At 73.6% G+C, this 11,719-nt stretch carries 8 protein-coding genes and 1 pseudogene; 7 read left to right on the top strand and 2 right to left on the bottom strand.

Features of this window, described 5'->3' with window-relative positions; genetic code table 11:
• Positions 1 to 184: 184 nt before the first annotated feature.
• Positions 185 to 595 (top strand): hypothetical protein, encoded by a 411-nt coding sequence (locus ACIHEI_RS04530; RefSeq protein WP_396605568.1) that lies wholly within the window; start codon positions 185 to 187, stop codon positions 593 to 595.
• A 302-nt stretch (positions 596 to 897) separates the two neighbouring features.
• Here the strand turns inward: ACIHEI_RS04530 and ACIHEI_RS04525 are convergent.
• Positions 898 to 1,125, bottom strand: a pseudogene (locus tag ACIHEI_RS04525) (peptidase inhibitor family I36 protein); the annotation flags it as partial.
• Positions 1,126 to 1,403: 278 nt separating this feature from the next.
• Here ACIHEI_RS04525 and ACIHEI_RS04520 point away from each other — a divergent pair.
• Positions 1,404 to 2,150: an ABC transporter ATP-binding protein gene (locus ACIHEI_RS04520; protein WP_396605567.1), complete on the top strand. Its 747-nt coding sequence runs from the start codon at positions 1,404 to 1,406 to the stop codon at positions 2,148 to 2,150.
• The gene (locus ACIHEI_RS04515; RefSeq protein WP_396605566.1) at positions 2,147 to 4,537 is read left to right on the top strand and encodes an FtsX-like permease family protein; all 2,391 of its coding nucleotides are present in this window, start codon (positions 2,147 to 2,149) and stop codon (positions 4,535 to 4,537) included. The genes ACIHEI_RS04520 and ACIHEI_RS04515 overlap by 4 nt, the downstream gene beginning before the upstream one ends.
• A 502-nt stretch (positions 4,538 to 5,039) precedes the next feature.
• Here ACIHEI_RS04515 and ACIHEI_RS04510 read toward each other — a convergent pair.
• Positions 5,040 to 5,873: a LuxR C-terminal-related transcriptional regulator gene (locus ACIHEI_RS04510; RefSeq protein ID WP_396605565.1), complete on the bottom strand. Its 834-nt coding sequence runs from the start codon at positions 5,871 to 5,873 to the stop codon at positions 5,040 to 5,042.
• Between the two features lie 567 nt (positions 5,874 to 6,440).
• Between ACIHEI_RS04510 and ACIHEI_RS04505 the strand changes: the two genes are divergently transcribed.
• The 4 genes from ACIHEI_RS04505 to ACIHEI_RS04490 are packed head-to-tail and all read left to right on the top strand — an operon-like array spanning position 6,441 to position 11,707.
• Positions 6,441 to 7,388, top strand: a complete 948-nt coding sequence (locus ACIHEI_RS04505; RefSeq protein ID WP_396605564.1) for an ABC transporter permease — start codon at positions 6,441 to 6,443, stop codon at positions 7,386 to 7,388.
• 46 nt (positions 7,389 to 7,434) lie between these two features.
• Complete coding sequence (locus ACIHEI_RS04500; protein WP_396605563.1) at positions 7,435 to 9,135, top strand: ATP-binding cassette domain-containing protein; 1,701 nt, start codon at positions 7,435 to 7,437, stop codon at positions 9,133 to 9,135.
• On the top strand, positions 9,132 to 10,106 hold the full coding sequence (locus tag ACIHEI_RS04495; protein ID WP_396605562.1) for an ABC transporter ATP-binding protein: 975 nt from the start codon (positions 9,132 to 9,134) through the stop codon (positions 10,104 to 10,106). The genes ACIHEI_RS04500 and ACIHEI_RS04495 overlap by 4 nt, the downstream gene beginning before the upstream one ends.
• The gene (locus ACIHEI_RS04490; protein WP_396605561.1) at positions 10,103 to 11,707 is read left to right on the top strand and encodes an ABC transporter substrate-binding protein; all 1,605 of its coding nucleotides are present in this window, start codon (positions 10,103 to 10,105) and stop codon (positions 11,705 to 11,707) included. The genes ACIHEI_RS04495 and ACIHEI_RS04490 overlap by 4 nt, the downstream gene beginning before the upstream one ends.
• Positions 11,708 to 11,719: the final 12 nt, after the last annotated feature.

The raw sequence follows: 11,719 nt of genomic DNA, 5'->3' as shown, positions 1-11,719 counted from the left end.
CGGCACGTACGCCGGAGGGTGGGGGGACGGATCCGCGCATTGCGGTGCAACCTAACTTCTCCCTCCGCAAATATGAACAACGTTCCGGTAAATGTTTGATTGCCGGACATAAAGGACAAGGTCAGCCTGGGTGGAATGGGGTCCGGAAAAGCTCAGATCTGACGCAGCGAAAGACGCCCGGGAGATGTCGGAGCCCGGCGCGGGGAGTCGTCAACGGGCCGTACATGCCGGCGGCGCGATGATCGCCTCCGTGGTGCTCGGCCTCATCGCCGCCCTCGCCCTGCCGGCCCTGGCACACTGGTACCTGTGGCGGCGCCCGGTGTGCGACGTCTCCGCACCGGACGGCTGGTGTCGCCGGGCCGATACGGTGCTCGCCGTCCTGCTGCCCCTGCTCGCGGTCGGCGCCCTGGTCGGCGGGTGCGTGCTGCCGCCGGCCGTCGAGCGGTGGCTGGCCTGGCCCGGCTACCTCTGGCGCGCGGTGCTGGGGCCGCCGGCCGTGGTCGGAGGTGAAGCGACGGTAGTGCATACGCGCGTGGTGCCGGATCGTCGTGCCCGGGCGGGGAGCCCGCGGCGTTCGGAGGAGGTGTCGTCGTAGCTCCTGGGGGTGTAGGCGGGCAGGTCCACCGCGCGGGCGTTCTGGCACGAGCCGTTCGTGTCGAACAGGGAGACGGTGTACCCGGTCATGCTGTAGACGCTCCGCGCGGGGATGCCGCTGCTGGTGCAGAATCCGAGATTCCAGTCGGAGTTCTGTACGACGTCACCGGTGAAGTCCGCGCCCGAGTAGAAGCACACCCCCCCCTTCTCGCAGACCGGGGACACCCGGAACGACTTCACGTCGGATCCGATGCTCGCCGCCGAGAAGCCGGGCGGGTGGATGGCGACGGGGGCTCCGGAGCAGTCCTCGTTCCCGTAGGTTTCGAACTGGAACCTGGTGTTGTCGTAGAGCGACTCGACCCTCGACCTGGTCCCGTCGGGCCAGGTGACTTTTCCGCCCTTGGCGCACCCGCCCGGCTTGGGATCGGCCGCCCGGAACGTGCCCGAGTAGTCCGTCTCGGACCAGAAGCAGAACTTGTCCTTGGGGCAGTCCTCCTCGGCGGCGTGGGCCGGCGCGGTGAGCCCCGGCAGGACGGAAATTTAGAGTGCGGCGACCACCGCCGCCAGGCGTCCGGCAACTGACATGCTCATGAGCATCCTTGGGGTGAGCAAAGGGATGGTGGACGAACGAGCAGACGGTAACGGCCGTCCCGGGCCTGCGGCGCGGACGACGGACCGGAACGACCCGATCGAATGAAGCCCTGCGTTCCGTCGCAGGTCGGGGACAGATCAGGGTCGGGATCAGGGGGCTTCCCGGAGGTGCGGGGGATGGGCGGGCGCCTAGCGTCTGGGTGGTGAACAGTGATGGTGTGGCGGGGGAGCAAGTGGTGCGGCTGGCCGGGGTGCGGCGGGCGTACCGGCGGGGGGAGGGGGTGGTGCGGGCGCTGGACGGGGTGGATGCCGGGTTCGCGGCGGGGAGTTTTACGGCGGTGATGGGGCCGTCGGGGTCGGGGAAGTCGACGCTGCTGCTGTGCGCTGCCGGGCTGGAGCCGGTGGACGCGGGGGAGGTGCTGCTGGACGGCGCGCCCGTGCACCGGATGTCGGAGCGGGCGCTGACCGAACTGCGGCGGGAGCAACTCGGGTTCGTGTTCCAGTCGTTCAACCTGGTACCCGTGCTGACGGCCCGTCAGAATGTGGAGCTGCCACTGCGGTTGGCCGGGCGGCCCATTGATTCGGCGGAGATCGACCGGCGGCTGGCGGAGGTCGGGCTCGCGGAGCGGGGCAACCATCGTCCCGCCGAGTTGTCGGGCGGTCAGCAGCAACGGGTCGCGATCGCACGGGCGTTGGCCGCCGGGCCGAAGGTGATCTTCGCGGACGAGCCGACCGGCGCCCTGGACTCGCGTTCGGCGCGGGCGGTGCTGGCGTTGCTGCGCGAGGTGGTGGAGCGGCACCGCCGGACGGTGGTCATGGTGACGCACGACCCGGTGGCCGCCTCGTACGCCCAGCGGGTGCTGTTTCTCGCGGACGGCCGGGTGGTCGGCGAGCTGCACGAGCCGACGGCGGAGGCCGTCGCGCTGCGGATGGCCGCGCTGGAGCCGGAGGAGCAGGCGTGTTGAGGCTCGCGGCAGCCACGTTGAAGGGGCGCTGGACGAGCTTCCTCGGCGCGTTCGTCGCGCTCGCGCTCGGTACGACGATGATCGGGACCATGGCGCTGGTCCTCACCGCGACCTTCGGCACCCCGCACCCCGGGCCGCAGCGCTTCCGGGACGCGGGGACGGTCGTCGCCCCCGCCGGGTTCGCGGGGCGGCCGATGAAGGCTCCGGCGGTCCTTCCGCCTGAGCTGGTCGGGCAGTTGGCCGGTGCCGTCGCCGACCGCAGCTTCCCGGTCCGATTCGACGGCGACGCCACCGGACACCCCTGGTCCTCGGCCGCGTACGCCGACTACCATCTGCGCGCCGGACGCCCGCCGCAGGCGGCCGACGAGGCGGTGCTGACCGGCGCGGACGCACAACTGATCGGCCGGCAGGTGGAGTTGGGAGTCGGACGCTACCGGGTGGTGGGCGTCACCGAGGGGCGCTGGTTCGAGCGGGCCGCGTTCTTCACCGACGCCGAGGCGCAGCGGCTGTCGCCGGGCATCAACGCGCTGGTCTCGGACATGACGCCCGATCAACTGCGGGCCATAGTCGGCGAACGGGCCGTCGTCCTGGCCGGCCAGGACCGGACCGGGCTCGACCCCGACGACACCGGGGGCGCGCAGGCGCTGGCCAACGCGCAGGCGATGGCGGGCAGCACCACCGGACTGGCCGTCTGCGTGGCCGTGTTCGTGGTCGTCGCGACCTTCGCGTTCGCCACGGAGCAGCGCCGCCGCGAACTCGCCCTGCTGCGCCTGGTCGGCGCCGCGCCCCGGCAGGTGCGGCGGCTGGTGCTCGGCGAGGCCGCCCTGATCGGCACGGCCGCCGCGCTGCTCGGCTGCGCGCTCGCGCCGCTCGCCGTCGGCCCGCTGCGCGGATGGATGCTGCGGCACGACGTCGCCCCGTCCTGGTTCACCGTGCCCGTGCACCCGCTGCCGCTGCTGGTCGCGTTCGTGCTGGGAGTGGTTGCCGCGCTGGCCGGTTCGGCGGCGACGCTGCTGCGGGTGTCGGTGGTCCGCCCCGCCGAGGCGCTGCGGGAGAGCGCGGTGGAGCGGCGGGGCCGGGTCCCGGTGCGGCTGCTGATGGGCGGTGCGCTGCTGGTCGGGGCGGTGGTCGCGGGCGCGGTCGTCGCCCGTTCCGAGCCGTACCTGGCGGCCAACGTCCGCAAGTACCAGGCCGTCCCGGTGCTGTACGTCGGTGCGTTCGCGCTGCTCGCGCCGGTGCTTCTGCCGCCGCTGGTACGGCTGTTGACCTGGCCGATGCGGCGTTCCACGAAGGCGGGCCCGATGCTGGTGCGCGAGAACGTGCTGACCGAACGGCGGCGCACCGCCGCGACGGTGGCGCCGATCGTGATCGCGGTCGGGCTGGTCGGCACCCTGCTGACGGTGCAGCAGTCCGCGGACGCCGCCGTCCTGGCCCGCCAGCGCCAGGAGGTGCGGGCGACGGACGTGGTGCTGGCGCCGCCCGGCGCGACGGGTCTGACGGAGCGGCTGGCCGCCGTGCCCGGTGTCCGGGTCACGCCCGTGACCTCGCTGAACGTCAAGATCGGGACGCCGGCGGGCGAGCAGCTCGACTCGCTGCGGGTGCAGGCCGTCCCGGCGGCGGCGTTCGGCCGGACGTTCACGCCGCCGGTGCGGGACGGGTCGGTGGCGGCGCTGCCGGACGACTTCCTGGTGATCGACGAGCACGCGGCCGAGTCCGACGGCATTGCCGTGGGCGACCGCCTGGTTGCCCTGCTGCCGACGGGCGCCCGCGTTCCGGTGGTGGTCGCGGCGGTGGTGGCGCGCGGGCTCGGTGGCGACGACGCGTACCTGTCGGCGTCGGTGACCGGGGCAGTGGCGCCCACCCTGCTGTATCTGGACGGGCTGGGCGAGTCCCAACGCCCGTCGGTCGAGCGGGCGTTGGCGGGGACGGGTGCGCGGTTGACCACCCGGCAGGCCGTATTGGCGGCCGCGCACACGAAGGCCGCCGAACAGGCCGACAACGCGGCCGTGGTGGTCCTCGGCATCGCACTGGCGTACTCGCTGATCTCGGTCGCCGGCACGCTCGCGATGGCCGTGACCGGACGCCACCGCGAGTTCGCCCTGCTCGGACTCGCGGGGGCGGTGCGCCGCCAGATCGTGGCGGTGGTGGCCGCCGAGGCGGCGATCGCCGTTCTGGCCGGTACCTTGCTTGCGGCGGCCGCCACCGCGCTCACCGCCGTGACCCAACACGCCGCGCTGACCGCCCTGTTGGCCGACCCGTCAATCGCGGTTGCCTGGCCCGAACTGCTGGCCACCGCCGCCCTCTGCGCAGCCGTCACCCTCACCACCGCCGCTGGCTGCACGGCCCGTGCCACCCGCGGCGCGGCGGCCGGCACGAGAGGGGAGTGACGGGCGCAGCCGTACCCGTCCGGCCTCGCCTCACGCTGGTGACCGGCTGCACCTCCGACCGGGCCCCGGTCGGTCCCGTTCCCACCGGTCCGGTTCCGCCGAGCATCCCCTCGACCCAACCCCCGCCGGACGTCGCGCTGTTCGCCGGCGAGTGGATCGCGCACGGCCGCCGGGTTCACCGTCCACCAGGACGGCACCTTCGAGGCCTTCGGCCGCCTCTACCGCGACTGCGCCTCCTCCTCGCCGCCCTGCGACACCTGGTCCGGCGATGAGATCATTGACGGCTACCGCGTCGTCGGCCACCTCACCGCTGTCGACGGCATCACCGCGACCGGCACGGTGACCGAGACCAACGGCCCAAACTGGATGCCCGCCGGCCCCCTCACCCTGACCCTGGACCCGGCCACCCACAGCATCTCCACCGGACGCTTCAAGTTTGTGCGGCGGCAAGAACACGCCGTCGCACGTCTGCTACTGACCGGGGGCGCGGCCGGGCGGGCGCTCAGCCGGTGAGGCCGTGCCGGACGGCGTAGAGCGCGGCGCGGAGGCGGTCGGACTGGCCGGTTTTTCGCATGGCGTGGGTGAGGTGTTTCTTGACGGTGGCTTCGGCGAGGGTGAGGCGGCGGGCGATCTCGGCGTTGCTGAGGCCGAGGGCGAGTTGGGTGAGGACCTGGCGTTCGCGGTCGGTCAGGCCGGCCTGGTCGAGGGGGCGTTCGGCGGGGGCGGGGTGTGGGCGCAGGGGAGTGGGGGCGGGGAGGAAGAGGGTCGCGCCCGCGGCGGCGAGGTGGACGGCGTCGATGATCCGGTCGGGCGGCAGGTCGAGGGGGAAGCAGCCGCTGCCGCCGGCCATCAGGATGCGGCTGGCCTCGGTGGTGGTCGCGGCGCGGCGCAGTAGCAGGACGCGGGCGTCGGGTGCGCCCTCGGGCCGGCGCAGTGCGGCGACGGCGGCGAGGTCGGCGTCCAGGCCGGGCCCTCGTCCGAGCAGGATCAGGTCGGGCCGGGCCCGGTGGACGGCGGCGACCGCGTGCGCGGCGTCGGTCGCGGTGCCGATCACGGCGAGTTCCGGGTCGGGCGCGAGGAGGCTGCGCAGTCCGGCGCTGACCACCGGGTGGCGTTCGATCAGGAAGATCCGGGTGGCGGCCGGCCGGTGGGCGCCGCCGGACGGGCAGAGCGGGTGGCCGCAGGCGCAGGCGGGAGCTGCGTCGGTGAGTAGTTGATGGCCCGCCAGCAGGTCGAGCGGGTTGTCGATCTCGGTGTGCAGGGCGTCCAGCGACCGCGTGCCGCGCCGGGTGGGCGGGCGCAGGGTGCGAGTGGAGCCGCGGGTCAGCGCGGGCACGGCACCTCCCGGCGGCGGGAGGGCGTGACGGGGTACGGGTGCATGGCGGATCGGTCCCCTCGAAGGTGGCGGGCCGGGGCGCGGGGCCCCGGCACGGGACGTGGGGATCGGCGACGGCGGCCGGACGACGGCGTGCGGCGCGGATCCCGGCGGAGGACGGGCGGCGCCCAGGGCCCGGTCAGGCCAGGGGGCGGCGTGCCGTGCCGGGGCGACACGTCTCGTCGAAGCACCTGCGGTGCCACGAGCCGCCGATCCCCCAGAGGGTGAAGTCGGTCCGCCGATATGCCATGCCGGAAATCGTATGTACGCCGCGAACGGGCGGTCAAGGACGATCCGCAGCCCCAGGGGCGACCCTAGCGCGATACCCCGTCCCGCCGGTCCTATGACCACCGGTACCGGCATGAACGCCTGGCTGGCTGCCCACGCGCACTGTTCGCAACCCTCGTGGACAACCCGACGGGCCGCGCCGCAAGCACCAGGACAGCCTCCGGTGCCTCGCGCCCCGTCGCCGAACCGGAGGAACCGCAGCCCGATGCCCGCCACCGTCGTTTTTGACCCGAGCACCCCGTGAGCGGATTCCTGCTGCGCCGGCTGCTGCTCGCCGTGCCCACGCTGCTGGGGGTGAGCGCCGTCGTGTTCGCCACCGTCGCTCTCGTCCCCGGCGACCCCGTCACCGCGTTCCTCGGCCCCGGCGCACCCGCCGAGGCCCGGCAGGCGCTGGCGGAGCGGATCGGACTCGACCGGCCCCTGCCCGTCCGCTACCTCGACTGGCTCGGCCACGCCCTCACCGGCGACCTCGGCACCTCGACGTCCACCCAACGCCCCGTCACCGCACTGCTGCTGCCCGCCCTCGGCCAGACCCTCACCCTCACCGCCGCCGCCTTCGCCCTCGTCCTCGCCGGCGGCGTCCTGCTCGGCACCCTTGGCGCGCTGCGCCCGCGCGGCCCGTGGGGGCGCCTGTGCAGCGCCGCCTCCACGCTCGCCGTCTCCGCCCCCCAGTACTCGCTCGCGCTGCTGCTGATCGCGGTGTTCGCCGTCCACTGGCAACTGCTCCCGGCCGGCGGCACCCACGACGCGTTCGGCTCCGGCGGCGGGCCCGGCGACCTGCTCCGCCACCTGCTGCTGCCCGCGACCGCCGCCGCCCTCGTCCCGCTCGGCCTCACCGCACGCGTCCACCGCGCCGCACTCTCCGCCGTCCTCGACGGCGACCTCGCCGACGGCCTGCGCGCCCGCGGCCTCGGCCGCGCCGCCGTACTGCGCCACTGCGCGCACAACGCCTCGCCCGCGCTGCTGACCATCGGCGGCCTGCAACTGGCCTACCTGCTGGAGGGAGTGGTCTTCGTGGAGACCCTGTTCGCCTGGCCCGGCCTCGGCCGCCTGCTCTACGACGCGCTCACGGCCCGCGACCTGCCGCTGATCCAGGGCGGGGTGCTGATCGTCGGCGCGGCCTTCGTCGGCATCAACCTGCTGGTGGACGCCGCGCACGCCGCGATCGATCCCCGGGTGCGGGGCTGATGACATGACGACAAATCGACTTCCTGTTGTTGCGTTGGGCGTAGGCGTGCTGCTGCCTGTCCTGCTGGCCGTCGCCGCGCCGCTGCTCGCGCCCGCCGATCCCGCCGCCGGGCAGCTCGCCGACCGGCTGCTCGACCCCGGCAGCGCAGGGCACCTGTTGGGTACGGACGCGCAAGGGCGGGACCTGCTGAGCAGGCTGCTGTGGGCGGCTCGGCCCTCGCTGACGGCCGGACTGCTGCCCGTCGCGGTGGCCGGGGTGGCCGGTGCGCTGCTCGGCATCGCCGCCGGGCTCGGCGGGCGGGTGACCGAGCAGGCTCTGTTGCGCACGCTGGATGTGCTGTACGCGTTTCCCGGCGTGCTGCTGGCGATCGCCGTCGCGTCGCTGCTCACACCCGGCTTGAGCGCGACGGTGCTGGCGCTGTCGGTGGTGCTGACACCGGCTGTCGCGCGGGTCGCGTTCACCGAGACGCGGCGGATCCGGGCCGCGGAGTACCTGGAGGCGGCGAGGGTCAGTGGTGCGACCTGGACCGCGCTGGTCCTGCGCCAAGTGCTGCCGGTGGTCGCGCCCGTGGTGCTCGTCTATGCGACCTCGCTGGTCGGCCTCGCGATCGTTTACGCCGCCGGCCTGTCGTTCCTCGGCCTGGGGGTCGCTCCGCCGACCCCCGAGTGGGGCGCGATGCTTGACGAGCTGCGCCCGGCGATCTTCACCCACCCCTGGCTCGCGGCCATTCCCGCGCTGGTGATCCTGGCGGTCTCGGTGCTGTTCAACACCCTAGGCGAGACGCTCAGAGCGCGCGCGGGGGAGGGTGCGAAACCGGGGGCGCGGGGAACTGCGCGACAAGCGCAGGCCCGTCCGCAAGGTCGCGATCAAGTGCAACTGACTGTCCCGCGTCGCGATCTGGCTGGTGGACGCGTTCCTCTTCGCGCAGTTCCGCCCCCTCGCTTCGCTGGGGGTACCCCCAGCGCCCCTGCTGGTGCTCTCCCTGGTCGTGCACCGTCTGGCGTGCTGACGATCGAGGACCTGACGGTCGAGTACCCCGGTGGGGTGCGGGCCGTGGACGGGGTGAGTCTCACGCTCCCGGCCGGGCAGGCACTGGTGTTGCTCGGGGAGTCCGGGAGCGGGAAGACCACGGTGGCGCGGACCGTTCTGGGGCTGCCCGGTCGCGGTGCGGCCGTGCGGGGGTCGGTGCGGCTCGGCGATGCCGAGCTTCTCGGGCTGCCGGAACGGGAGTTGTCGCGCATCCGGGGGCGGCGGATCGGCTACGTCCCGCAGGATCCGTCCGCGACCCTCGACCCGCTGCGCCGGATCGGCGCGCAGCTCGTGGAGGTGCTGCGCCGGCACGGCCTGGCGGACGGGCGGAAGGCGGCCCGCGCGGCCGCTCTTCCGGTGCTCGCCGCCGCCGGGTTGCCGGACCCGGAGCGGGCCGCCGCCGCGTACCCGCACGAGCTGTCCGGCGGGTTGCGGCAGCGTGCGGCGATCGCTCTCGCGGTGGCGTGCGGGCCCGAGTTGCTGATCGCGGACGAGCCGACCACCGCCCTGGACGCCCTGGTCCGGGCCCACATCCTCGACCTCTTCACTGCTCTGCGCACCGAGCGGGGCCTCGCCCTGCTGCTGGTCACCCACGACCTCTCCGCTGCTGCCCGGATCGGCGGCACCGTCGCTGTTCTCCACCACGGTCGCCTGACCGCCACCGGCCCCGCCGGGACGCTCCTCGTCCCGGCCGACTCGGAAGGATCGCTTCGATGACCGTCGTGGGGTCGAGCAGCGCGGACGCACCCCTGCTCCGGCTGGATGCCGTCTCCAAGAGCTGGGAGGGCCGGGCTGCCGTCAGCGGGGTGAGTCTGGAGGTGCGGGCGGGGGAGGCCGTCGGGCTGGTGGGGGAGTCGGGGTCGGGGAAGTCGACGGTGGCACGGCTCGCGTTGGGGCTGCTGCGGCCGGACGGTGGGGCGGTGGCGTTCGAGGGACGGGATCCGTCGCGGTTGCGGGCGCGGGCGGATCTGGCGGTGCGGGGGAGGCTGCAGTTCGTGCCGCAGCATCCGCGCGGGTCGCTGAATCCGGCGTTGCGGGCCGGTGAGGCGGTCGGGTTCGCGTTGCGGGCGCACGGGGTGCCCCGGCGTCAACGGGCCGAGCGGGTCGGGGAGTTGTTCCGGCAGGTGGGTCTCGCTCCGGAGCTGGCCCGGCGGTTCCCGCGTGAACTGTCCGGCGGACAGCTGCAACGCGTCGCGGTGGCACGGGCGTTGGCGACCGGGCCGGCCCTGGTGGTGTGCGACGAGCCGACCTCCGCGCTCGATCCGTCCACCCAGCGGCGGCTGTTGGAGCTGCTGACCGAGCTGCGCGAACGCACCGGCACCGCCTATCTGTTCGTCTCGCACGACCTCTCGGCCGTCGCCCGGTTCGCGCACCGCACCCTGGTGCTGCGGGCCGGCCGGGTGGTCGAACAGGGACCCACCGACACGCTCTGGACCGACCCCCAACACCCGTACACCAAAGCCCTGTTGGCCGCCTCAGGGCCGCACGTGGAGCTGGCCGGCCCGCATGTGGAGCTGGTTGGCCCGCACGTGGGGCTGGTCGGCCCGCACGTGGGGCTGGTCGGCCCGCACGTGGGGCTGGTCGGCCCGCACGTGGGGCTGGTCGGCCCGCACGTGGGGCTGGCCGGCCCGCGCCGCGCCGACGACCGATGCACCCGTACCACCGAACCCAGCGAAGGACCGTCATGAGCAAGTACGTCCGCATCCGTTCCAGAGCCGCCGCGCTGGCGGCCGCCACCGTCCTGCTGGCGACGGCCGGTTGCGCCGGTGCGGAGGCCGGGGCCGGGGGAGAGGCCGGCGGGGGCACGCTGGTGATCGGGGCGACCGGGAAGCTGCCGAACCTGGACACCGTGATCGGTGGCGCCGGGTTCGAGGGCAAGCGACTGCTGAGCTTCCAGATCTACGAAGGGCTCACCCGCTACGAGCTGTTGAAGGACACCGACCGGCCGCCGCAGGTGACGGGCGCGCTCGCCGAGTCCTGGCAGGTTGCGCCGGACGGGCTGACCTGGACGTTCACCCTGCGCAAGGGCGTCACGTTCCAGGACGGCACGCCGTTCGACGCCGACGCGGTGCTGTTCAACCTGCACCGCTACCTGGACAAGTCCAGCCCGGAGTACACCGATGCGCTCGGCGCCGCCGCCATGGAGTACGCGGGCGACATCGCCTCCTACCGCAAGACCGACGACGCGCACATCGAGCTGGTCACCACCGCACCCAACGGGCACTTCCCCGAGGACCTGGCGCACGTACTGATCGCCAGCCCCACCGCCGTCCGCAAGAGCGGCAGCACCGACTTCGCCCAACACCCGGTCGGCACCGGCCCGTTCGGGTTCGTCTCGCAGACCGAGGGACAGCAGGTCGAGCTCGCCGCCAACCGGACGTACTGGCGCGGCGCCCCGAAACTCGACCGGCTGATCATCAAGGCGCTGCCCGACGCGGCGGCCCGAACTGCCGCGCTGCGCTCGGGCGGTGTCAACTGGATCGAGTACCCGAACCCCGACGACCTGGACAGCCTGAAGGCCACCGGCGCGCAGATCCTCACCAACAGCTACGACCACCTCTGGTACTGGATCCTCGACACCACCAAGGGGCCGTGGGCGGACGTGCGGGTCCGGCAGGCGGCGAACTACTCCATCGACCGGCAGGCCGTCGCGGACAAGCTGCTGCACGGCACCGCCGACCCGGCCTACCAGGCCGCGCCCCGGGCCACCGCCGCCTACGACCCGGCCGGCGACCGGTACTCCCACGACCCGGCCAGGGCGCGGCAGTTGCTCGCCGAGGCGGGCTATCCGAACGGGTTCAGCACCTCCGTGACGGTGCCCACCGGCGGCTCCGGCAACCTGCTGCCCGTGCCGATCACCGAGGCACTTCAGCGCGACCTCGCCGCCGTCGGCATCAAGGTGGAGATCCGCACCACCGACTGGACCACCCTGATCGGCGCCGAGGCCAAGGGGCAGGTCGCGCTCGGCTCCGACGCCATCGCCCAGTCCACCACGCTGTTCCAGTCCGAGGCGCTGCTGCCACTGTTCATCGGCTCCAACAGCCCCTTCTGGACCGGGCATTACACCAACCCGAAGGTCGACGGCCTGCTCGCGAGCGCCGCCGCCAACCCCGAGCAGGCCGCCCGCCAGGCCGACTACCGCAGCGCGCTGCGGCAGGTCACCGAGGACGCGCCGTGGCTGTTCGTGGTCAACGACCGCAACCCGCGCGCCCTCGCCCCCACCGTCCGCGGACTCGTCCAGCCGCAGTCCTGGTTCCTCGACCTCACCACGGTTCGGGTCGCTAAGTGACTCCTCATCAGT

This window comes from Kitasatospora sp. NPDC051984 (assembly GCF_044593455.1).
Taxonomy (GTDB): Bacteria; Actinomycetota; Actinomycetes; order Streptomycetales; family Streptomycetaceae; genus Kitasatospora.
Note: the sequence above shows the minus strand (reverse complement) of the source record. Positions and strands in the feature narration are given on the sequence as shown.